The organism is Melittangium boletus DSM 14713 (assembly GCF_002305855.1).
In the GTDB taxonomy this organism is placed as follows: Bacteria; Myxococcota; Myxococcia; order Myxococcales; family Myxococcaceae; genus Cystobacter; species Cystobacter boletus.
On the sequence record NZ_CP022163.1, the window covers coordinates 457,896 to 480,895 of the forward strand.

The window sequence follows — 23,000 nt, forward strand, 5'->3', positions numbered from 1 at the left end:
CCAACCTACCCCTCTCGGTAGGCGTTGATGAGGCCTACCATGTAGTCCATATCGTCACCCGACAGCGCCGGGTGGACGGGAATGGTGGTCATGCTGTTCAACAACCGCTCGCCATTGGGGCACGGCCGGCGGTACTGCTCCACCGCCGGGAAGTCGTACAGGCAGCGGCAGCCATAGCGCTTGATGTCCGACGGAACGCCGTGATCGTCCAGGTAGTCGATGAAGCGGCGGTTGTTGGCGAAGCTCGTGCGCAGGGTGAGGAAGTAGTAGTTGTGCTTCCCGCCCTCGATCCGGGTGAACTCGCGCACGGACGGGTGCTTGAGCTGGGACAGGAACCGCTCCGCGTTCTTACGGCGCGCCTCCAGTTGCCGATCCAGGTACTTGATCCGGTTGGTACCGAGCGCGGCGGCGAGCGCGCCCAGCTTGAAGTTCAAGCCGAAGTCGCGGCCGTTGAGATTGCCGAACCGGCTGTAATCCCGGCAGCGCTTGGCCAGGTCATCGTTGTCCGTGAGGATGAACCCGCCCTCGCCGGTGGCCAGCGGCTTGCGCTCGTGGGTGCTGTAGCAGGACAGGTCTCCGTACGCGGAGAGCGAGCGTCCATGCAGCGTGGAGCCGTGCGAGTGGGCGAGGTCGAGGATGAGCGGAATGCCCGCCTTGCGCGCGGCCTTCTGGAGCTCATCCACCTGGGTCGGCATGCCCCACATGGGGATTTCAATGATGGCCCGGGTCTTCTTGGTCACCACCCGTTCCAGGTCCGCGAGGTCCACACCGAAGCCATCCGGACGGGTGTCCACGAACACCGGCTTGGCGCCCATGTCCATCACCGGGTAGACGGTGCAGAGCGGGCAGGTCGGCGTCAACACCACCTCGTCGCCCGCCTTCACGCCCGCGGCCACCAGCGCCACCGTGATGGCGGCGCCGCCGGACGAGATGGCGATGGCGTTGCGGTGCGAGAAGTAGCCACGGAGGGCCGCCTCGTAATCGGAGACCGTGTCGGACGTCCCGGACAAACCCCGGTCCAGGGCGGCGGCCAGGGTGGACTGATCGTCCTCGTGGCTCGCGCGGTACTTGTCGGAAATGACTCGCTTGGTCTGCGCGGATGTCTCAGCCACGGGCCACGCTCCTCTGCTGCTCACCCATGACACGCAGGGCCGGAGGCGCCACGATACCGGGCTGGATTTCCGTCGCGCACACCTGCTCGATCACCTGGAAGGTGGGAATCATGCTCTCGAAATCCGCCTCGAAGCGGGTGCCGGAGCGGATCGCGTTGAAGAAGCCCGTCAGCTCACCGAAGTAGCCGCTGCGGACATAACCCGAGTCCAGCGGACCCGGCTGCCAGGCATTGCGCCAGCGCTTGTCTCCGCCCACCACCTGCGAGGCGATCTCGGCATCGTGGAGCGTGATGTTCCACAGATTGTCCAAGGTGATCATGTTCGACTTGTCGCTGACCACCTTCATGTCGAACTCGAAGTAGGGGAACATGCTGCCCGTCAGGATGGACGCGGAGCGCCCGGACGAGAACGAGATGTCGATCCGCGCGAGCATGGCGTCGGAGCCGTGCTGGACGTTGGAGCGGACATCGGTCACGTGGTCCTTGCCGAACGCCGTCGTCAGATCGATCGAGTGGATCGTCTGCGCGAGCAGGAACGAGCGAAGGGTGGAGGTGAGACCCCACATGGGCGCGCGCGGCTTGCCCGCGTAGTGGTTGATCTGCACGTGCACGGGCTGGCCGAACTTCTCGCTCGACGCGATCTTGCGCAGGTGCTGGATCGGGCGGGCGAAGCGGAAGTTGAGGCCCACCGCGGTCACCACCCGCTTGCGCGCCGCCGCGTCGATCATGTCCTTGAGCTCATGGAGCGTGAAGCACGGCGGCTTCTCCACGAAGACATGGATGCCGCGCTCGATCGCCAACAGGGAGATATCCCGATGCGCCTGGGGAGGACAGGCCAGCACCAGCGCGTCCGGACCCATGCAGTCGATCATCGTCGCGACGTCCTTGAACACCTGGACGTCACGCACGTAGCTCTTCACCTCTTCCGCGCGCTCGAGAGACATATCGCAAGCGGCGACTATCTGAATATCGGGGATCTGCAACAGCGAGGGAAGGATGTTTTCCTTCGTCTGGGCCCCGATGCCAACCAATCCAACGCGTATCAAAGACGTTCCTCGTTTCTCCGCGGGTTCGACGCAGGCGAACGGCTCTGGAACACGTGCGGATAGCCGTTACCACCCTGGACTGCATTGATGGCCTGGCGGCTGAATCACCCTACCTCCCGGGTTGCTGGAGGGGGGCCTCACCAAGCGACAACAATGCTGCCACCCGGGGACGTGCTTTCGCGGCGGGCCGTGGATCTCCATACGAGACCCAACCGCCTGCCACGAGACGGTTTGTGTCAAGGAACTTGTCGCTTATCAGGCAAAAGCCCCTCTGCCCGGTATCCACTCAAACAAGAATCCCTCCGTGGTGGGATTGCGCGTTCGCGAGGAGCGGAGTGGCTGGAATTATATACTCTTCCTGAAGCGCATGGGGGCCCACGGAGGGCCAGACCGTCATATGGACCGGAACCGGAGGAGACCAACGCCTCGGCCCCGAGGACCAGCGGACGGGCGCTTGACGCCGGGCCTCCTCGTAGACCCGGCGCCGCCTCGCGAGCACCGAGTCATCGCGCCCGAAATACCTGTCATTGGGAGAGACGAAACACAGGCTTCCGTGGCGATGTTCGTCGTTGTACCAGGAGGTGAACCGGGCCATCCAGGCACACGCGCTCTCCAGGGAAGAGAAGGCCGAGGCGGGATAGTCCTTGTGTCTCTTCATGAGGCTGAACAGCGCCTCGGCATGGGGATTGTCGTTGCTGACCTGGGGACGGCTGAACGAGGGCATGATGCCCAATTGCCGCAGGGTGCCCAGCATCGTGGTACCCTTCATGGGCCGCCCATTGTCGGAGTGCAACACCAGCCCCGCCGGATTGATGCCGTTCTCCTCGCACACCGCGCGCACGAAGCGGGCGGCGTGCTCGGCGCGCTCCTCGCGATGGATCTTCCACCCCATGATGCGGCGGCTGAAGACATCCATCATCATGTAGAGATAGAGGAAGGAGCCTCGGAGCGGGCCATTCAGGTAGGTGATGTCCCAGCTCCAGACCTGGTTGGGCGCCCACACGCGCCGCTCGAGTCCCCGCCGGGCGCGGGTGCGGAGGTCCTTGGCGCACTCCGCGCGTTTGTGCGACCGGAGCAAGCGGTACATGGTGGACTCCGAGGCCAGATAGACGCCCTGATCCGCGAGCCTCGGAACGATCTGCCTGGGAGAAAGCCCCTGGAAGCCCGGCGCGTGGAGCAAGTCCAACACGAGCCCGCGCTCCTGGTCGCTGAGCCGGTTGGCGGGGCGGCGGCGCGCCTGGAGCCGTCCATCCTGGGCGCGCTCGTGTTTGCGCCACCGTTGCACGCTCCGCCCCGAGATGCCCAGCAACCGGCACGCCGAAGACAACCGCGCGCCATCCGCCATGGCCTGCGCCACGAGCCGGCACACCTGACGCCGGACGTCCGGAGCATGGAGCCGCCCCCGGCCTCCCAGCACGAGTCCTTTCGCGTTCTTCGACAGCGTCACCAGCGCCCGCGCCTCCGCGAGCGCCTGTTCCTTGCGGCTCAGCTCCCTGCCGAGCTCCTTCACCTGGCCGGTTGTCGCCGCCACACCACGAGGCCGGGCACGCCGGAAGGAGGGAGCGGCCCGGGTGTTCGCGCGCTCGGATGGCTTTGGGTACGGCTCACGCATTCGCATGAGCCTCCATTTAGTCCGGCTTTGGGAGAATCCACGGTTTGGGTGCGAAACCATCCCGCTCGGCGGCGAGGTTCACCTGGGGATCGATGAGGGGACTCCAGGGTCGCCCGTTGAGGGACACCTGGACGTCCGCGCGCACCTCGACGCCGGGAATGCCCGTGCGCTCGGCGAGCACGTGCGCGAAAGCGAGGACGAGGTCTGGCTGGGTCAGCATCCGGCCCGCCTGCTTGTCGGTGAGCAGACCCTCGGGACGCAGTTCCCACCGCGCGCCCGTGCGGGGATCCGTGGCGAAGAAGCGGACGCGTCCGTGCTTCTCGCGGATCTTCAAGTGCCAGCTGAAGCGAAAGCCCTCCTCGTTCCACAGCACATCGCCTGGATACAGCCAGTGGCGCAGCGGCAGGAGCCCTTGCACGAGGAAGTGCACGCCCAGCACGGCGAGGATCCACCGGGGGACCGGCGAGGCCACCGGGGAAGGAGTCCCCGGGGTGATTCCGCGCCACCAGCGCCGGGGCCATCCCGGCTCGAAGAAGACGAGCAGCGCCAGCACCATGAGCCAGGGAAAGATGCCCAGGGGCAGCAGCGCGCCCGACAGCACATGGAAGGCCACGAGCGCCGCATAGGCATACGGCCGGACGGGCTTGAGCAGCAGCAGCGGCGGGGCGAACGACACGATGGCGGCGCCGCCCCAGCTGCTCAACGCCGCCAGGGTGTCGATGGAGAACAGGGGCGCGAGGCGGCGAGCCCCCTCGCTCGTGGACAGCCACATGTGCATGGGCTGATGGCGCACGAGCCAATCCGGCTGCCACTTGGCGAGCCCCGAGAACAGGTACACCCCGAGGAACTGGGCGCGCAGGGTGTACAACGTCCAGGCGGGCACGGTGCCCCGGGAGGCCCCCTCGGACAGCGGCATCAGCGCCAGCAGCCCGCACAGGATGCACACCAGGTAGTAATGGTTGAGGTAGTGCGAGCGATCGAGGAGCTGCACGTAGGCGAACAGCCCTCCGAAGAGCGCCGCGCACGCCCTCGGCCACGCCCCCACCATCAGCCCCAGGGCGAGCAGGCCCAGCAGCGCGAAGAGCGCGTACATTCCCCATCCGGGCAGTGGCCGCAGCCACCCGAAACCATGAAAGGGGAAATACACCTGGGGCGCGACGTAGTAGGCGCCAATCCACCCGTGCAGGAAGTAGCGGACCACGGCCACCGTGAGCACCGCGCCCAGGAACACGCGCAGTGCGATCAGGAACGCCGCGTCCACCGGCTGGGACAACCGCTGGCGCCAGGACATCACGGCGGGCTCAGTCGGAATCGGAGTCCGAGCCCCCACCCGAGGACGGAGGCGTGCCCTCGTCCAGGCTGTCCTCGTGATAGGCGTTGAAGCGGATCGTCACCTTCGAGCCGTCGACGAACTCCATCGTCACGGTGCCATCGATGCTCTGGTCGAGCTTGAGGACGGCGGCGATGGCGCCGGAGGCGAGCGCGGGGCCCATCTGGGAGGAGATGATCTCCCACTCGCGGACCGTGTTGTAGTCCGTCTCTCCAGAGGGCGTGCAGGTGCCGGCGTCGCCGCCATCCGAGGCGCCCGCGTCCGGACTGCCCCCATCACCGCCCGAGGGAGGACACGGCGAGCCCGCGTCCGTGGGCAGCGAGAAGGAGTCCTTGAAGACGGAGATGCGGGGCATCTTGCCGCGCACCTTGAGCAACCCCTTGGAACAGCTCAGGGTCAGGGCCGTCTGCTCCGGGTTGGCGCCAGAGGGCCACAGGGTGTGGTGTTCGCTCTCGGGATCGAGCGTGCCGGTGACATCCAGGCCGCCCATGCGCCCCTCGCAGGTTCCCGTGGAGGTCGTCGCGGTGAGGCAGGAACAGCGCGAGGTGGCGACGAGCAGGAGGAGACACACGGGAAGGAGCTGGCGTACCGGACTTTTCATGGCGGAAAAGCCTATCAGATTAGACTGCCGCGCCATGTCTTCCGACGTCATCCTCCGCACGCATGGGCTCACCCGCGCCTTCCATCAGGTCAAGGCCGTGGATGGAGTGGATCTCGAATTGCGGCGTGGCGAGGTCTACGGCTTCCTGGGCCGCAATGGCGCGGGGAAGACGACCACGCTGCGCATGCTGATGGGCATCCTCCGGGCGGACCAGGGCGAAATCGAGCTGATGGGCGAGCGCGTGCGCCGCGTGGGGATCGCCCAGAAGCGGCACCTCGGCTACGTGTCGCAGGAGCAGGTCTTCTACCCGTGGATGACCGCACGGGAGCTGGGACGGTTCGTCTCCGGCTTCTTCGCCCAATGGGATGACACGGAGTTCCAACGGCTCCTCCGGGTGCTGGACGTGCCGGAGACGCGCAAGGCCGCGCAGTTGTCCGGTGGCACGCGCATGAAGCTGGGACTGGCGCTCGCGCTGGCCCACCGGCCGCCCCTGCTCATCCTCGACGAGCCCACGGCGGGGTTGGATCCCGTGGCGCGGCGCGAGTTCCTCGACATCCTCCGCGACCAGGTCCGGCGCGAGGGGCAGACCGCGCTCTTCTCCTCGCACCTCGTCGGCGAGGTGGAGGAGGTGGCGCACCGCATCGGCATCCTCCACGAGGGGCGGCTGCGCTTCCAGGGGAGCCTCGACACGCTGCGCCAATCCACCCGGCGGGTGGTGGAGGAGGCGATGGGGGCGCCCCTGCCCGCGGGCTGGACGCTCGTGCGGCGCGAGCGCCTGGAGGATGGGCGCATGGCCCGGGTTCTCTTCGCCGAGCCGGAGGCCTGGAGCACCGGAGCCTTTCCTCCGGAGACCGTGGAGCCCTTGTCGCTCGAGAACATCTTCCTCGCCTATGCGCGGAGATCGGACGAGTCATGAGCGGCGCGCTCGTGCGCAAGGAGTGGCGGGAGCACCGGGGGGCGTGGCTGCTCTTCGGTGTTCTCTTCGGCCCGGCGTTGTTCCTCTTGTCCTGGTGGCAGTCGGCGCGCCTCTCCTGGGGCAGCCCCTTCGAGGGGCTCAGGCTGCCCACCGTCGCCCTCACCACCGTGGGGGCGTTCTTCGTGGCCCACCGGCTGGTGGTGGGTGAGTACGGTCAACGCACCCAGCTCTTCCTCGAGTCCCTGCCCCTCTCCCGCGCGCGCATCCTCACCACCAAGCTCGTGTTCGGGGCCGTCGTGCTCCTGCTTCCGCTCCTCGTGCACCTGGGCGTGCTCGCGTACCAGGCGCGGAACAGCGAGGACGTTCCCCTGTCCTTCCTCCTGCTGCTCCTGCTGCGCACGGGCACCGTGGTGATGCTGGGCTGGAGCCTGCTCGCCCTGTCGGGACTGCTGGGCCGCTACCGCTTCCCGCTCTTGCTCCTGCTGCTCGTCGCGCTCTTCCTGGCGGACCACCTGAGCCAGTTCGACATCACGCGAGCCGCGCCCCTCCAGCTCCTCGGCCGCGATCTCGCCTTCGAGCGCCACCGGGTTCCCTGGCGGGCCCTTGGCATCTGTTGGGCCCTCGGCTCGGCCATGACGCTCCTGGGATTCGGGCTGGTGCTCTTCCGGGATGGCACCCTGACGGAGTTGCTGTCCCAGCGGATGAGCCACCGGGAGAAGGTCTTCATCGCGAGCATCCTCACCGGGCTGCTGTCGATGGCCGCCGCGATGGCCGAGGAGAAACAGCGCGAGCCCTTCGTCCTCAACGAGGCGGAGCGGGCAGCGGTGGGGAGTTCGACGCTCCAGGTGGCGTCCGGGGTGGGGTTTCCCCCGGAGCGGGCCCGGGCCCTGGCACAACGGCTCGCGAGGAATCTGGGCACGTTCGGGGACTACCTCGCGCTGGAGCGGATGCCCGCGGTCGCGGTCATGCCCAACACCGGGCTCGACGCGGACGTGTTCCAGCGCGCGAAGCTGGAGAAGAAGGATGGAGTCGTCATCCGGGCCCATCTCGCGGCGCCGGACTTCGACGAGGACGCCTTCGAGGCCTTCCTCTTCCGGGAGGTGCTCATCGAACTCAGCGACGGCATCGTCCAGCGGGAGCGGCGCCAGTGGCTGCTGGATGGGTTCACCACGTGGTGGGTGAACCGGAGCGAGCCGGGACGGCTGTCCCGGGGGGCCGCCGTGGGCTCCCGGGAGGACGTCGAGGAGCGGGAGTGGTTGAGCACCCGGGAGCGCCTGGGCCCTTGCGTGGCGGGAGTCGTGGCGGCCCGGGGCATCCAGGTGCTGAGAGATCGGCTCGGAGACGCGGCCTTTCAATCCCTGATGCGGCGCACCCTGGCGTTCTCCCCCAGCACGGGATTCCTGGGGCTCTGGCGGGAGCCGCGCCTGGACTCGCTGCTGCGCGAACTGGGAGAGAGCTCCGAGGAAGAGGTGGGCCGGCTCTGGCGTGACGCGCTGCGGGCGGACCGCGCGGCGCACCCGGAGGTGCTCGCGTCGCTGGCCATGCTCCACCCCACCCTCTCCCTGGTGGCGGAGTCTCCGGAGACCTTTCGTCTGGAGCACGGCCTCTCTGGAGGAAAAGGTCCGGACGCGCCCACCCGCTACGCGCTCCTCTACGCCAAGCTGGAGCCCTTCGAGAACGAGGTGGAACCGCACGCGTTCTCCCGGCAGGACGCGCGGGTCTCTCCCGAGGGAGCCCGGCTCCCCCTGGGCCTCTCTCGCGGAGACCGGTGGCTCTTCGTGATGCAGGTGGAATCCGCGGCGCTGCGCTGCCCCGTGCGTCTGCTCACGCGGCGCGGGGAGGTCCGATGATCCGCCCCTTGTTGGCCAAGGAGCTGCGGGACCAACGGCCCTTCCGCTGGCTCGCGCTGTTCTTCCTCGGGTGCGACGTGCTCGCGACCCTGTGGACCGAGCCCCTGGGATTCTCGCCCTACGCGGCGACCTTCATGAGCCGCTTCAAGGCCGACGGGGATCTGTCCCTCATGACGTTCCTCCTCGCCTTCGCCCTGGGCAATGGACTGCTGGTGCGCGAACAGGATGACCGCACCCTGGAGTTCCTGGACGCCCTGCCCACCTCTCGCTGGACGCTCTTCTGGGTGAAGCTGCTCGTCGCGCTCGGCACCGTGCTGGTGTACCCGCTCGGGATGACCGGGTGGACCCTGTTCGAACAGGCGCTCGCCCACCCCTCGCTCGATCCGGGATGGCACCTGGGGGCACTGGGAGGCGTCTCCATTCTGCGCGTGGCCCAGGCGCTCTCCATCCTCGCCCTGTCCCTGGCCCTGGCGCCCTTGAGGCGGCTGAGCTGGACGGTGCTCGCCCTGCTGATGCTGGGTCAGTCGGTGCTGGAGGATCGGTGGCCCTGGCTCTCCGTGCTCAACCCCTTGCGCCTCGCGGTTCCGCGCTTCGAGGGCGAGCAGTGGCTCTGGCCCATGAAGGCCCTGGGCCTCCAGCTCGCCCTGGCCAGCGGGCTGTTGGCGCTGGCGCTGGCGCAGTTCCTCGGCGTCGGGGAACGGCTCGCCGCGTCGGCCCAGCGGCGGCTCCAGGGCCCGTGGCTGGGCGGGCTGGTCACCCTCACCACCGTGGGCCTGTTCATCGCGCTCCTGATGCGATGGGACCCGGGGACGGAGGACGGTGGAGCGGAAACGCCCGAGGTGAGTTTCCCCGAGATGGCGCCCGCGCGGGCGGACACGCGGCACTATCGGTTCACCTATCCCTCCAGCCTGAGCAAGCGCGCCGGGCCGCTGCTGGATCAAGCGGACTCCGTCTTCGAGACCGTTCGGGCCTTCATGGGCGTGGAGGCGGGAGAGCCCGTGCGGGCGGACCTGGGAGGCAGCCAGCGGCACACGGCGGGCACCGCGTTCTGGAACACGCTGCGCATGCAACTCGCCCACCTCTCCCTCCCCGAGGAGGCCCGCGCGGTGCTCGGGCATGAGACGACGCACGTGCTCGCCCAGCGCATCGTGGGTCCGGAGGGGGCGACCCGGCTGGGCTCCCTCCGGATGTTCAACGAAGGACTGGCCAGTTACGTGGAGTACCGCTTCTTCCAACCGCCCGACGCGAAGAAGGAGGATCGGGTGATCGCCGCCGCGGTGCGGGCCCGCCGGGAGGTGAAGCTCGAGGAGTTGCTGGAGCCGGACACGCTCGCCGCGCAGCGGGACGCGAACCTCGTGTACCCCCTGGGCCGCGTCTTCTTCGAGGCCCTGGTGGCGAGGCACGGCGAGGGCGCGCCCGCGCGCGTGCTCACGGCACTCGGGAGGAAGGACGCGCCGGAAGACCTGGAGGGCGCCCTGGCCTGGCAGGATGCGTTCCAGAGCGCGGGCATCGATCTGTCCCAGGTGTTCGACGACTTCTTCGCCCGGTTGGACGGCCTGGTGGCGCACCACCGCGAGTGGCTGGACGCCCTGCCCCGCCCGCGCGGCGCGGTGGAGCGGGAGGACGGACAGGTGGGCCTCCGGGCGATCCTGGACGGCGAGGTTCCCGAGGGCTGGTCCGTGGTCTGCCGATTCCGGACGGACGAGGCGGCCGATGCGCTCGAGTACGAAGGCCCGTTCCCCATCGAGGAGCCCCACTGGCGCGACACCTCGGCGCTGTCGGCCGGAGTGCTCTGGTACCAGCTCGGGCTGATGTCTCCCGATGGACTGACGCTCTACGAGCCCTGGACGCGAATCCGGGTGGAGTAGCGCCGACGGCGTCTGGCACGGAACGGGGTTGGTGCTAGGCTCACTCCGTCTTGACGCACCCCTTCCTGCCGCTCGTCCTCGTCCTGTGGGCCACCGCCTCCGCCGCCACGGAGCGCCCGACCCGCGCCGATCTCCAGAGAACCCTGGCGCTGCACGAGCGCTCGGTGGTGAAGGTGAAGGGAGCGCGCGGCACGGGCCCGGGCATCATCGTGGGCACCGAGGGCCAGGTGCTCACCGCCGTGGGCCATGTGAACCTGGAGGGCGCCCACGTGGAGTACGAGCGCCAGGTGTTGCCCGCCACGGTGCTGCTCGCGGATGCGTCCTTGAAGGTGGCCGTCGTGGCCGCGCCCGCGGGAAACTACCCCGCCGTGCCAGTCCAGGTGGCGGCCGGAAGTCCCGTCGGCCAGTGGCTCATCGGCGTGGTGCGGGGCCCGGGCCGCAAGCAGACGCCCATGTCGGCCCAGGCCCGAGGGGCCCCCGCTCCCTTCATCGACGTGGACCTGATCCTCCCTCCGGGCAGCCCCCTCTTCGACACGCGCGGCCGGCTGGTGGCGGTGGCCGTGCAGCGGCACGGGCGCGGCTGCCGGGCGCTGCCCCTGGAAGTGGTGAAGCAGCGGCTCGCGCCTCGTGTGGCCTCGCCATGAGCGCCGCCGTGGCCACGCCCTGGCGGCCCACCGCCGTGCAGGAAGTGCTGGGCCTGTGGGGGCTCGGCTTCCTGGGCATCATCGTGTCCTTCCTGCTCTTCGGAGGCACCGGCATCCCCAAGCTGGTGGCCACGGTGGGCTTCCTCTACCTGCCCCTCATCCCCATGCGCTGGAGGGGCGAGGACTACCGCGACTACGGGCTCGGCCTGCGGACCTGGCGCCGGGATCTGCGCTACTTCCTGGGCGTGAGCGCGGTGGTGCTGCCCCTGTTCTTCGGCCTCTTCGCGCTGTGGACGGAGGTGCTCCCCCTGCTGCCCGGGGAGCTGGCGCGGCTGCTCGCGCCCTTCCGGGGCGTGGCGCACTTCACCCCCCGGCTGCCCCCGCGCTTCGGCGAGTGGGTGGTGGATCAGCTCTTCGTCGTGGCCCTGCCGGAGGAGTTCTTCTACCGCGGCTACATGCAGGCGCGGCTGCGCGACGCCTGGCCCCAGGGCCGGCGCGTGTTCGGCGCGCGGCTGGGGCCCGCCTTCTGGCTGACGGCGGTGCTCTTCGCGCTGGGCCACCTGGCCATCTTCCAGGTGTGGCGGCTGTCGGTCTTCTTTCCCGCCCTGCTCTTCGGGTGGATGCGCGAGCGCACGGGCAGCGTGGTGGGCGCCGCCCTGTTCCACGCCGCCGCCAACCTCTTCATGCGCTTCCTCGAGGTGTCCTTCTTCGGCGGGTGAGGCTCAGGGCGTCAGCTGCCGCATGCGCAGCTCCGCGTCCACCGTGAGCGTGACGCCCTCGGCCAGTTCCACCCAGCCCCCCGGGCGTTGCAGGTGCGTGGCCACCACCACCGTGTGCCGGCGCCGGTGGGCCTTCACCCCGGGCTGGATGTCCGGCGTGTCGGGGGTGATGTCACACACCTCGCACCGCTCGGTCCCTTCCAACCGCGTGTAGTACAGCGGCTGGGCGCCCAGGCGCGTGGCCACGAGCAGCGAGCCATTGGTGGCCAGGAGATTCACCGTGGAGGTGCGCACGGCGCCCGTCCGGGCCGAGGCGAGGGCCAGGGCCCGGGCCGTGTCCGCGAGCACCTGTCCCGCCACCCGCGGGGACAGCCGGGGATCATCCGCGTGGCCCGTGTCCCACAGGCGCTTGAGGAAATGGGCGAAGGCGACTTCACTGTCCGTCTCACCGCGGATCTGCCGCTTGAGGAAGTCGGGCACCTCGGCGAGCAGTCCGGCGCGAATCTCCGCGAAGTCCTCCAGGCTGCCCACGTGGGCGAACAACCAGCGCCGCGAGCGGAACGGCTGGGTGTTCTCCTCCAGCGACAGGCCCACGGGCAGGCGCCGCCCATGCACGAGCAGGGCCTCCGTCTCATGACGCGGTGCGAGCAACTCCAGGTGTGGGTCCGCGTCCCGAGGGAAGCGCTCGAGCAGGACGTCATCCTGGGAGTAGGCGCCAATTCCCACGGCGTTGCACCGGCCGTCCCCGGTCCGCAGGGACACCTGTCCTTCCAGCCGATGCAGCTCACAGCGCATCAAATTCGGGTCGGACGTCAGGACGGCCAGCGCCACGGACATGAGGGAAACCTCCAGGTCCACCACGGGTTCCCTCCTCAGATAATGATGCGCCTCCTCCCCCTCAACCCGGCCCACATGCCCACTACAGAAGGCCAACCCCTTGAAACGACTGGGGTTTAACCATACGGAACGTTTGACAGTCTCACTGCGAGGTGGCTAACATCCGGGCGCTTTTGCGAGGGCCGGAGGTTCGGCGTCCTCCCTGGCTACAGTGGAGACGGAATGTCGGAAGAGATCGCGATCGGCATCGACCTGGGAACCTCCACCTCGTGTGTGTCCGTGGTGCAGGACGGTCAGCCGCTCGTCATCCCCAACGAGTGGGACGAGACGACACACGCATCGTGCGTGTCGTTCCTGGAGGATGGCTCGGTGCTGGTGGGCAACGCCGCCAAGCGCAACATCATCACCAACGCCGAATCGACGGTGTACTCGGCCAAGCGGCTCATCGGGCGCTACTTCTTCTCCGACGAGGTGAAGAAGGCCCAGGCGGTGATGCCGTACCAGATCGTCGAGGGCGAGAACAACGCGGTGCGTATCGCCGTGCGAGGGGAGACGTACTCCCTGCCGGACATCTCCGCGCTGGTGCTCAAGGAGATGAAGGCCATCGCGGAGACGTACCTGGATCGCCCCGTGAAGAAGGCCGTCATCACCGTGCCCGCCTACTTCAACGACAACCAGCGCCAGGCGACCAAGGACGCGGGCCGCATCGCGGGGCTGGAGGTGTTGCGCATCCTCAACGAGCCCACCGCGGCGGCGCTCGCGTACGGCTTCGGCCGGGACGTGAGCCAGCGCGTGGTGGTGTACGACCTGGGCGGTGGCACCTTCGACGTCTCCATCCTGGAGATCGGCAAGGACGTCTTCGAGGTGCTGTCCACCGCGGGTGACACGTACCTGGGCGGCGACGACTTCGACGATCGCATCATGACGTGGCTGGCGGACGACTTCCTCAAGCGCACGCGCCTGGACCTGCGGCAGAACAAGTACTGCCTGCAGATGCTCAAGGACGCGGCCGAGCGGGCGAAGATCGACGTGGGCAGCACCGGCGTGGCGGACGTGCTGTGCGAGGGCATCTGCCAGGACGCCCAGGGCAAGGTGCTGGACCTGGAGGCGCGGCTGACCCAGGACCAGTTCAACCGGATGGTGATGGACCTGGTGCAGCGCACCTTCAAGGTGTGCGACGAGGCCCTGCAGTCCGCGCGCATGACGGCGGCGGACATCGACGCGGTCATCCTGGTGGGCGGCCCCACGCGCCTGCCCATCATCCGCAACTCCGTGCGCCACTACTTCCAGAAGGAGCCCAAGGAGGGCATCAACCCGGATCAGGTGGTGGCCATGGGCGCGGCGCTCCAGGCCAACGCCCTCATGGACTCGGCCACCGAGACCTTCCTCGTCGACGTGACGCCCCTGTCGCTGCGCATCGGCACCGTGGGCGGCTACACCGAGAAGATCATCGACAAGAACACCCCGGTGCCCATCGATCGCTCGAAGAGCTTCACCACCAGCCGGGACGGGCAGGAGAAGGTGAAGATCCGCGTCTACCAGGGCGAGAGCAACCGCGCGGACGAGTGCGAGATGCTCGGCGAGTTCGAGTTCTCGGGCTTCCGCGTGGGCTACCGGGGCGAGGTGAAGATCGACGTGACGTTCGAGATCAACACCGACGGCATGGTGAACGTCTCGGCGGAAGATCCCGAGACGGGACAGAAGACGTCCACCACGCTCACCATGTCCTCGGGCCTGTCGGAGGAGGACATCCAGCGCTCCATCCAGGCCAACCAGCAGCTCCAACTCGCGGGCCATGGGGAAGACCTGCCCGCGGCCGCCCCGCGCCGGGGCAGATAAGTCCGCACCATGTCCCAGCCTCCCCAGAACGGCGGCGGCAAGCCCGCCACGCCTCCGCCCCCTCCGGCCGAGGCCACCCAGTCCACGCCCCCGGCCTCGCCGGGGGTCGCGGCGCCCCTGCCCAGCGCCTCGCGCCCCACGGCGAAGATTCCCTCCGTCGCGCCCAGCGCCTCGCGTCCCACGGCGAAGATTCCCTCCGTCGCGCCCAGCGTCTCGCGTCCCACGGCGAAGATTCCCTCCGTCGCGCCCGCCGTGCCCTCGATGCCGTCGATTCCCGCGGTCCGGCCCCCCGGGACCGCCGAGGGGTCGCGGCCCACCGTCAGCGCGATTCCGAGCGTCGCGCCCGCGCGCGCCTCCATCCCGGGCATGTCCCCCGTGGTGCCCCCCACCGCGCCCGCCCGTCCGTCCTCGGGGGTGGGCCTCGCGCGTCCCCCGCCTCCGCCTCCCGCGGCGCTCCAGCCGCCACCCCCGCCGATGCCCGCCATCGCGCCGCTCGTGCCCGCGGTGGCCCCGGTGGCGCCTCGCGTGCCCCCCGCCGCGCCTCCGCTTGGCCCCGGGGCGCGTCCCACCCTGGAGGCACCCGCGGTTCCGCCTCCGCCGCCCACGGCGAACAAGTCCGAGCTCGATCCGGCCCAGCAGGCCTCCCTCACCGAGCGCTGCGCCCGGCTCGACCAGATGGACTACTTCGAGATCCTCATGGTGGAGCGCTCCGTGGCGCCCGGGGACATCAAGAAGGCCTTCTACCGGGAGAGCCGCGCCTACCACCCGGACCGCTTCTTCCACCTGTCCGACAAGGAGCTCAAGGAGCGCGTCAACGAGCTCTACAAGCGCGTCACCGAGGCCTACTACGTGCTGCGCGACGACGCGAAGCGCCGCCAGTACACGGCGGACATCTCCGGCCCGGAGCGCGCCCAGAAGCTGCGCTTCACCGAGTCCTCCGAGGCCGAGACGCGCGCCGCCTCCAAGCGCCAGGTGGAGGAGCAGATCGGCACCCACCCCAAGGGGCGCCAGTTCTACCAGACGGGCGCGGCGGACGCGGACGCGGGACGCTGGGCCTCGGCCGAGCGCAACCTGAAGATGGCCCTCACCTATGAGCCCGCCAACAGCCGCTACAAGGACAAGCTCGCCGAGGTGCAGAAGGTGCTCCTGGAGGAGTCGCGCAAGCAGGGCGACTCCTTCAAGATTCGCTGAGGGGCGCCTGGCCGCCGGGGGACATTCCGCGTGACGATCGATCTCATCATCCTGGGCCTGGTGCTGCTCTTCGCGGTGGTGGGCGCCATGACCGGGGCGGCCCGGCAGATCGCCCACATGGTCGCGCTCGCCGTGGCCTGGTTCGTCTCGCGCCGGCTGGGTCCCATCCTGGGGCCCCGCATGGCGGAGGCGCTCGGGGGCACGCCCCTGCTCATCGGCACGCTCGCCGCCTCGCTGCTGCTCTTCCTCGTGCTCCTGGTGGCGGTGCGCTACGTGCTCACCGTGCTGCTGCGGCGGCTGCTCGGCGCGAGGGATTCCGACCGGCAGGGCGTGGACGGAGTCCTGGGCTTCGTGCTCGGGGGACTGAAGGTGGGCATCATCGCCTACGTGGCGCTCAGCGCGCTCGTGTTCGTGGAGAAGAACGTGGTGGTGGCGGGCAAGAAGCTCGGCCTGTCCCCCAAGGACTCCGTCTCCTTCGAGCTGGCGCGGCGCTACAACGCCTTCGAGCTGACGCAGTTCGCCGCGGTGCGCGACATGGTCGCGGTGACCCGGGTGATGACCCACCCGGAGCAGGCCCGCGACCTGGCGGAGGATCCGGCCTACAAGGCGCTCAAGCAGGATCCCCGCTACCAGCGGGCCCTATCGGACAAGCGCCTGCGCGCCGCGATCGAGCGGGGAGACACCCAGGAAGTCCTGCGCAGCAACCTCGTGATGCAGCTGCTCCAGGACCCCGAGTTCGTCGCCCGGCTCGGGGCCGTGGCCCACGCCGCCGACTCGGACGACGGCCCCCCGCGCAAGCTCAAGCCCCGAGCCCAGCCCCCGCCTCGAGACCCACCAGCCGACTCCGAACGAAGTCCTGATCCACGGTGATCCGGCGGAGGCGGCTCTCCGGCGCCTCGAACATCACGTCCGCCATCACGTGCTCGATGATGGAGCGCAGGCCCCGCGCCCCCAGGCCCTTGTCCACGGAGAAGCGCACCACCTCGCGCAGGGCGTCCTCGGTCAGCTCCAGCTCGATTCCATCCAGCCCCAACAGCTCGCCGTACTCCCTCACGATGGAGTCGGGGGGCTCGGTGAGCACGCGCAGCAGCTCCGGCTCTCCCAGCAAGTCCAACTGCACCACCACCGGGAGCCGGCCCAGGAACTCGGAGAGCATGCCGAAGTCCACCAGCTGCTTGGTGGTGATGCGCCGGCGCAGGCGCTGGGTCTCCGCGGAACCAAAGCCCATGACCCGGGCCTCGGACAGGTGCCCATGGTCCTGCAGGTCCGAGAACGTCCCCGCGCAGATGAACAGGATGTCCCGGGTGTCGATGGACACGGTGTCGCCCCGGTTGAACGACTGGGTGACATTCATGGGGACGAAGACCTCCCGGCCCTCCAGCAGCTTGAGCAGGGCCTGCTGCACGCCCTCGCCCCCGATGTCCCGGCTGCCCGCGCCATTGCGCGCCCCCTGCGAGCGCCGGGCGATCTTGTCCACCTCGTCGATGAAGATGATGCCCCGCTGGGTGTCCTCGATCGAGTGGTTGGACTTGAAGAGCAGGTCCGCCACCATGACTTCCACGTCCTTGCCGTAATAGCCGGCCTCCGTGTACTCGGTGGCGTCCACGGTGGTGAACGGCACGGAGAGAATCTCCGCCAGGTTCCGGGCGATGTGCGTCTTGCCGCTGCCCGTGGGCCCGATGAGCAGGATGTTGGACTTCTTGATGAGCGACGTGCGCCGCATCCGCCGTGCCTGGATGCGCTTGAGGTGGTTGTGGGCGGCGATGGCCACGGCGCGCTTGGCCGCCTCCTGCCCGATGACGAACCGGTCCAACCGCTCGTAGATCTCCCTCGGAGTCAGTATTGGTGAGTCCCTGCGTGCGGACGACTCCATGTATCCTCTCCTTGGCTCCGGACTGACGGCATCATTCCCCCCCAAGAGTAGGAATCCACTGGTCAACGGCCCATCTGTTCCTGGGCAAGCAGGCACGGGGGAAAGCTCGGTCGGCTGCTGCTCAACCAAGGGTTGAACCCTGGGTGGATTCTCGATACTTCCCGCGCCGTCCACTGTTGGACAACACCACCCCAGACCGGGAGATCAGGAACGCCGATGCCTTCGCACACTCCTCAGCACCGATGGACCCTCGCCGACGCCCAGGACACCTACGGCATCCGCAACTGGGGCTCGCCCTACTTCGGCGTCAATGACAAGGGTCATGTGTGCGTCCATCCCGACGGGCCCACCGCCCCCAGCATGGACCTGAAGGAGTTGGTGGACGAGGTGCGGCGCCGGGGCATCGGCCTGCCGCTGCTGCTGCGCTTCACGGACGTGCTGCGCCACCGCGTGGTGCACCTGAACCAAGCGTTCCGCAAGGCCATCTCCGAGCACAACTACAAGGGCGTCTACCAGGGCGTCTACCCCATCAAGGTGAACCAGCACCGGTACGTGGCGGAGACCATCGTCGAGACCGGCAAGCAGTTCGCCTACGGCCTGGAGGCCGGCAGCAAGCCGGAGCTGCTCGCGGTGATGGCGCTGCAGGATCAGGAAGACGCGCTCGTCATCTGCAACGGCTACAAGGACGAGGAGTACGTGGAGACGGCGCTGCGCTACTCGCGCCTGGGCCGCAAGGTCATCCTGGTGGTGGAGAAGCCCAGCGAGCTGCCGCTCATCGCCGAGGTGGCGCGCAAGACGGGCATCTCCCCGCGCATCGGCATGCGCGTGAAGCTGTCGAGCCGCGGCGCCGGCCGCTGGGAGGCCTCGGGTGGAGACCGCTCCAAGTTCGGCCTGTCCTCCTCGGAGCTGATGGCCGCGCTGGGATTTCTGCGCGAGTCGGGGCTGCTGCCCTGTTTCGAGCTGCTGCACTTCCACCTGGGCAGCCAGATCTCCAACATCCGCAACGTGAAGAACGCGCTGCGCGAGGTGGGCCGCTTCTTCGTGGAGGTGGCGCGCCTGGGGGCGCCGCTCAAGTACCTGGACGTGGGCGGCGGCCTGGGCGTGGACTACGACGGCTCGCAGACCAACTTCACCTCCTCCATGAACTACACGACGGAGGAGTACGCCAACGACGTGGTGTTCGCGGTGATGGAGGCGTGTGACTCCGCGGGCGTGGCGCACCCCATCCTGGTGTCCGAGTCGGGCCGGGCCGTGGTGGCGCACCACGCGGTGCTGATCGTCGACGTGCTGGGCACCAGCGAGTTCGACCCGGCACAGGTTCCGGACAAGGTGGACGACAAGGCACCCAACGTGGTGCGCAACCTCTGGTCCGCCTTCCGCGACGTGACGAACAAGAACCTGCTGGAGACCTACCACGACGCCCAGGAGTACAAGGAAGAGAGCCTGACGCTCTTCTCCCTGGGACACCTGTCGCTCGAGCAGCGGGTGATGGCGGAGAACATCTTCTGGGCGCTCTGCCACAAGATCATGCGCACCGCGCGCGAGGCGGGGGAAATCCCCGAGGAACTCGAGGCGCTGGAGAAGCAGCTGTCGGACACCTACTTCTGCAACTTCTCGGTGTTCCAGTCGCTGCCGGACTCGTGGGCGATTGATCAGCTCTTCCCCATCATGCCCATCCACCGGCTCAACGAGAAGCCCACGCGCCAGGCGGTGCTGGCGGACATCACGTGCGACTCGGACGGGAAGATCGATCACTTCATCGACAAGCGCGAGGTGAAGGACGCGCTCGAGCTGCACTCGCTCAACAACGACGACTACTACCTGGGCATCTTCCTGGTGGGCGCCTACCAGGAGATCCTGGGCGACTTGCACAACCTCTTCGGTGACACGCACGCGGTGCAGGTGTCGCTGGCGCCCAACGGCGGCTACCTGATCGATCACGTGGTGGAGGGCGACACGGTGACCGAGGTGCTCAACTACGTGAGCTACAACAAGGACGACCTCGTGGCGAAGCTGCGCAAGTCCACGGAGGTGGCGCTGCGCAATGGCCGCCTGACGCTGGACGAGTCGCGCCAGCTCCTGCGCATGTACGAGGAAGGCCTGTCGGGCTACACGTACCTGGAGCGCGAGGTGGACGCTTCCTTCGTGTCCAACAATGGCCAGCTCAAGCTGGTGGCGCAGGAGACAAGAGCCCTCACGCCGCCCCCTGTCGGCACGGGTACCTGAGCCAGTCAGACAGTCGTCCTGAAAAGAGCCCCGGGCACCGAGAGGTGTTCCGGGGCTCTTGCCTTTCAGGCGGTCGACGGCCGCGGTCAAAGACCGTGCCATCTTGGTAGACTGCTCCGACAACTCATCAGCGCAGGAGCCTCACCATTCAACAACTTGACTCGCACTGGCCCCACATTCAGCGCCCTACGTGGCTTCTGCTCGTCGTCGTGGCGACCCTACCTCTCTGCCTTTCCTGCTCCACATCCACCCATGCGTCGCGCAGGAGTCTGTCCACAGGGCTCCGTCCGTCGAGCCCTGCGCCTAATCAGCCCTCCTGGAGAGGATTGCATACCGAAAGTCACTCTCAATTCAACCAATCCTGCGGTGTGGCATGCGCCTCCCCTATTAATGCCAGCACTGGGGAACTTCTCGCGCCAGGGGCTTCACGCAATGCCCCCGTGCTTGTTGAAAAGATCATCCAGGCGGTAGAGAGCACTCGGGGGCTCATTGCCTTCCAGAGCATCCTTAGCGACGCAGAATTGAAATACGTCGAAACCGTTTTCGGAGAGTGCGTCGCCCAGGCTCATGCGGACGTCAACGAAGCGTACCAACGACGAGAGGGTGGCTACAAATTCAAGAATGAAAAGTTCCCGAACGATGACGAATGCGACCGAGTGGTAGGTGCCAACAAAAAAGGAACTCCGATCACACTCGCACAGGAGTTAGGAAACCTGAAACACGCAGCAGCCTTCGCGTGTATCAAAGCTCGTCTCTCGGAGAGTTTCCGCGACAGCATCTCCATTGAGCCACGCTATAAGGGTGACCCCAAGGCCAATGGCACCGTCCTCACGAACAACAAAGCCGAGTCACTCAGACCCGACGCCGTCGTGCATGCCAGTCGGAACGCGACTGACGTACAGTGCGCCTATGAGTTCAAGTTTCCTTGCTATGAAAGACACCGTCTTGATCCAATGCGTTCTCCAGGAGTGGCGGCTCAACTGAACAGCTATCGGCACCTTTCCAAGAGTTGCCGGGTAACACTCGTAACACCGTCTGGACTCGAACCGTATCGGGAACAATGATGATGGGTGGCTACCCACGCCTCCGGCTTCGCGGCGTTCCCGATGATCGGATACTCCGCATGGAAGGACCCCTTCTCCCACAGCGACAGGTGATCGCGCGCGAGGTATTCCGCGTTGCCTTCTATATGCCGCATGACCATCCCACGCTCGCATCCGGCGTGAGCCATGCACTCGACATTTACATGCATGCCGTTGGCCAGGGCCCCAAGACAATCAACTCCGTTCACTACAACCATCACGAGGGTTCCCAGTTGACAACAGAGACCTGGCGCCTCGCACGGGGTCTATTGGAGAATACCGAGCACTGGTCATTTCCCGAGGACTACGACAACAGCGAGCAGGCTCAGATCGAGAAAAGAGGCTTTGAGCGAGGTCTTCTCCTCACTGGGGGCAGCAGTGACCGAAATGGATATGAGTTCGAGTACAGGGCTCGCATTCCATGGCGGCCCGCTCCCGATGAAATGATCGTGAGCCTGCTCACGGCGACCCTTCCCTTCGAATATCTCGAAGAGCATGGACCCGCGCGTGTGCGCCAGTTGGCCCTCGACATGGCTTCCAAGTTGCTCTTCGCTTCGGGGCATGCGGGTCTGGCCATTCACGTCTACCGGAATCTTCGTCTCACGGACAATGACTATCGCGCCGAAGTCTTGCGCTACCCGGGTATCGACCTCCGTGCGGCCTGGCACCATGAAAAATGGATGGGCCTCCAGGTGGATGGTGTCCACTGGCTCAATTTCCTCGGACCGCCCCTGCTCACGCAACTCGGTGGTGCGAATACCCTCCGCTCCCGGCTGCACTCAGCCGAGACAACCCTGCGAGAAATCACGGAGGAGCGCATCATGGTCTCTCTTGGAGAGAAACCAGAGACAGGAGACCTGCTCAAGGGGGATACACTTCCCGCATACCGAGAGTTCGCCCGAGTCATGGAGCCCTGGTTCGAACCCATCTTCCTGAAGCAGACGCTGGCGTCCGAGGATGAGCCCCGGTACACCGCGCTTCGCTTCACCGAGAACGAGGCACGGCGTTGGTGGAGTCGATTCCTCGACTGAGCCAGCGGCCATCACCCCTGGTAGGCGAAGACACCAGGGGTGGCGGTCACACGGCTATCGGATGCTCCAGCTCACGGTCCCATTACAGGAAGAGCCCGTGAAGCATCCCGCGCGGATTTCATAGGTGCCCCCATACCCCGGGGGAACGGTGTAGAAGAAATGCGCGCCGCCACGGCCACCGCAGGCGGTGTCATTGAACGCCACCCGTAAGGCGTAGAGGCCAGTGCCATTGTGGAGGGCCAATGCGGTGTTCCCGGAGAAGGCGGAACCGGCCACACCGCAAGAGCCCACGGTGAGGGTCTGGCCCCCCTGCAACTGCACGGTCCGGTTGACCGTGCTCGAGGAGTACGTGCTGTAGGAATAGGAGTTGCCGCTCGGCGCCGGAGGGCTGGTGATGTTCCAGGCCACGGTGCCACTGCAACTCTCGTTCGCATTGCAGCCCGCGCGCAGCACGTAGTGGCCTCCCGCGCCCGCCGGCACGGTGTACGCGAGATATGAGCCCGTACACACGCCGTTGTGGGCGGACACCACCTTGTTCCAGAGCGGATCGTAGAGGTTCAGCACGCTCTTGCCCGTGACGGACGAGCCAGGCACCCCGCAGGTGCCCAGGACGATGGACTGCCCCGCCGCCAGGGTGATGGTCCGATCGATGGAATTGGCGACCCCGTAAGCGGTCTTGGTCGCGCTGTAGGAGAAGGCGCCCCCGGTGGAAGGCTGCGGAGGGCTGTCGGCGAAGGTCCAGACCACGGTGCCACTGCAACTCCCCTCCGAGTAGCAGCCCGCGCGCACCTGGTAGTCACCACCGCCACCCGCGGGGACGGTATACGTGAGTCTCGACCCCATGCCACACTCGTCGTTGTTGAAGCTCACCTGCACCCCCGCTGGGTTGTACAGGCGCAGGTAGGTGTCACCCTTGTAGGAGGCACCATCCACGCCGCAGGTGCCCAGGGTCACGGTCTGCCCCGCGGCCAGGGTGAGGGTGTGGTCGACCGTGTACCGGGTCGCATTCGAGGTGACGCCCGCGCTGTAATCAAATTGGGTCTCCAGCGCGGCTCGAACCGTCCCCTCCCGAACCCCGGCGTCGTGGGGTGGGACCTCGCCTGAACCACAGGCCCCCGTAACCACGGTGAGAACGGACAGCATTCCAATCCAACATGTCTTCATGATGATGACTCCCCCTTGGGCCCATCGGCCGCGAATAGTTTACCAGGAATCATCGAACAC

General features: G+C 67.4%; 19 protein-coding genes. 11 read left to right on the forward strand and 8 right to left on the reverse strand.

Features of this window, described 5'->3' with window-relative positions:
• Positions 1-5: 5 nt before the first annotated feature.
• The 5 genes from MEBOL_RS01945 to MEBOL_RS40885 all read right to left on the reverse strand — a co-directional run bounded on the left by MEBOL_RS01945 (position 6) and on the right by MEBOL_RS40885 (position 5,700).
• The gene (locus tag MEBOL_RS01945) at positions 6-1,112 is read right to left on the reverse strand and encodes a DegT/DnrJ/EryC1/StrS family aminotransferase (RefSeq protein ID WP_095975816.1); all 1,107 of its coding nucleotides are present in this window, start codon (positions 1,110-1,112) and stop codon (positions 6-8) included.
• Positions 1,105-2,157, reverse strand: a complete 1,053-nt coding sequence (locus tag MEBOL_RS01950; RefSeq protein WP_095975817.1) for a Gfo/Idh/MocA family protein — start codon at positions 2,155-2,157, stop codon at positions 1,105-1,107. Before MEBOL_RS01950 ends, MEBOL_RS01945 begins: the two co-directional genes overlap by 8 nt.
• A gap of 286 nt (positions 2,158-2,443) precedes the next feature.
• A complete protein-coding gene (locus MEBOL_RS01955; RefSeq protein WP_157774711.1) occupies positions 2,444-3,769 on the reverse strand; it encodes an IS3 family transposase in 1,326 nt (441 codons plus the stop codon).
• Between the two features lie 16 nt (positions 3,770-3,785).
• On the reverse strand, positions 3,786-5,060 hold the full coding sequence (locus tag MEBOL_RS01960; RefSeq protein ID WP_095975819.1) for an HTTM domain-containing protein: 1,275 nt from the start codon (positions 5,058-5,060) through the stop codon (positions 3,786-3,788).
• Between the two features lie 10 nt (positions 5,061-5,070).
• A complete protein-coding gene (locus tag MEBOL_RS40885) occupies positions 5,071-5,700 on the reverse strand; it encodes a hypothetical protein (protein WP_157774712.1) in 630 nt (209 codons plus the stop codon).
• A 34-nt stretch (positions 5,701-5,734) separates the two neighbouring features.
• Between MEBOL_RS40885 and MEBOL_RS01970 the strand changes: the two genes are divergently transcribed.
• From MEBOL_RS01970 to mrtX, 5 genes are read left to right on the forward strand one after another with little or no spacing between them, the layout of a single operon-like run.
• Positions 5,735-6,616, forward strand: coding sequence for an ABC transporter ATP-binding protein (locus tag MEBOL_RS01970; RefSeq protein WP_157774713.1), 882 nt, complete (start codon positions 5,735-5,737; stop codon positions 6,614-6,616).
• Positions 6,613-8,466, forward strand: a complete 1,854-nt coding sequence (locus MEBOL_RS01975) for an ABC transporter permease (protein WP_095975822.1) — start codon at positions 6,613-6,615, stop codon at positions 8,464-8,466. Before MEBOL_RS01970 ends, MEBOL_RS01975 begins: the two co-directional genes overlap by 4 nt.
• Positions 8,463-10,334 (forward strand): ABC transporter permease, encoded by a 1,872-nt coding sequence (locus MEBOL_RS01980; protein WP_095975823.1) that lies wholly within the window; start codon positions 8,463-8,465, stop codon positions 10,332-10,334. The genes MEBOL_RS01975 and MEBOL_RS01980 overlap by 4 nt, the downstream gene beginning before the upstream one ends.
• A gap of 50 nt (positions 10,335-10,384) precedes the next feature.
• Positions 10,385-10,978 carry an MXAN_2756 family trypsin-like serine endoprotease gene (locus MEBOL_RS01985; RefSeq protein WP_095975824.1) on the forward strand — a complete coding sequence of 198 codons (594 nt, stop codon included), beginning with the start codon at positions 10,385-10,387 and terminating at the stop codon, positions 10,976-10,978.
• Positions 10,975-11,697 carry a myxosortase MrtX gene (mrtX, locus tag MEBOL_RS01990; RefSeq protein ID WP_095975825.1) on the forward strand — a complete coding sequence of 241 codons (723 nt, stop codon included), beginning with the start codon at positions 10,975-10,977 and terminating at the stop codon, positions 11,695-11,697. Before MEBOL_RS01985 ends, mrtX begins: the two co-directional genes overlap by 4 nt.
• Before the next feature lie 3 nt (positions 11,698-11,700).
• Here the strand turns inward: mrtX and MEBOL_RS01995 are convergent, their stop codons facing one another.
• The gene (locus MEBOL_RS01995) at positions 11,701-12,558 is read right to left on the reverse strand and encodes a class II glutamine amidotransferase (protein ID WP_342747728.1); all 858 of its coding nucleotides are present in this window, start codon (positions 12,556-12,558) and stop codon (positions 11,701-11,703) included.
• 198 nt (positions 12,559-12,756) lie between these two features.
• Between MEBOL_RS01995 and dnaK the strand changes: the two genes are divergently transcribed.
• The 3 genes from dnaK to MEBOL_RS02010 are packed head-to-tail and all read left to right on the forward strand — an operon-like array spanning position 12,757 to position 16,434.
• Positions 12,757-14,373, forward strand: coding sequence for a molecular chaperone DnaK (gene dnaK, locus MEBOL_RS02000; RefSeq protein ID WP_095975826.1), 1,617 nt, complete (start codon positions 12,757-12,759; stop codon positions 14,371-14,373).
• Between the two features lie 9 nt (positions 14,374-14,382).
• Entirely contained in the window at positions 14,383-15,564 is a 1,182-nt protein-coding gene (locus MEBOL_RS43540; protein WP_281256630.1) for a J domain-containing protein, read from the forward strand.
• A 30-nt stretch (positions 15,565-15,594) separates the two neighbouring features.
• Positions 15,595-16,434, forward strand: a complete 840-nt coding sequence (locus MEBOL_RS02010) for a CvpA family protein (RefSeq protein ID WP_095975827.1) — start codon at positions 15,595-15,597, stop codon at positions 16,432-16,434.
• Here the strand turns inward: MEBOL_RS02010 and clpX are convergent.
• Positions 16,364-17,437, reverse strand: coding sequence for an ATP-dependent Clp protease ATP-binding subunit ClpX (gene clpX / locus MEBOL_RS02015; protein ID WP_095975828.1), 1,074 nt, complete (start codon positions 17,435-17,437; stop codon positions 16,364-16,366). The two genes, MEBOL_RS02010 and clpX, sit on opposite strands and share 71 nt — an antisense overlap.
• Before the next feature lie 216 nt (positions 17,438-17,653).
• Between clpX and speA the strand changes: the two genes are divergently transcribed.
• From speA to MEBOL_RS02025, 3 genes are all read left to right on the forward strand, one after another.
• Positions 17,654-19,663: a biosynthetic arginine decarboxylase gene (gene speA / locus MEBOL_RS02020; RefSeq protein ID WP_095975829.1), complete on the forward strand. Its 2,010-nt coding sequence runs from the start codon at positions 17,654-17,656 to the stop codon at positions 19,661-19,663.
• Positions 19,664-20,103: 440 nt separating this feature from the next.
• The gene (locus MEBOL_RS40890) at positions 20,104-20,727 is read left to right on the forward strand and encodes a hypothetical protein (RefSeq protein ID WP_157774714.1); all 624 of its coding nucleotides are present in this window, start codon (positions 20,104-20,106) and stop codon (positions 20,725-20,727) included.
• Positions 20,728-20,786: 59 nt separating this feature from the next.
• Positions 20,787-21,776: a type VI immunity family protein gene (locus tag MEBOL_RS02025; RefSeq protein ID WP_245919371.1), complete on the forward strand. Its 990-nt coding sequence runs from the start codon at positions 20,787-20,789 to the stop codon at positions 21,774-21,776.
• A gap of 54 nt (positions 21,777-21,830) precedes the next feature.
• Here MEBOL_RS02025 and MEBOL_RS02030 read toward each other — a convergent pair whose 3' ends face one another.
• Positions 21,831-22,940, reverse strand: coding sequence for a hypothetical protein (locus MEBOL_RS02030; RefSeq protein WP_157774715.1), 1,110 nt, complete (start codon positions 22,938-22,940; stop codon positions 21,831-21,833).
• Positions 22,941-23,000: the final 60 nt, after the last annotated feature.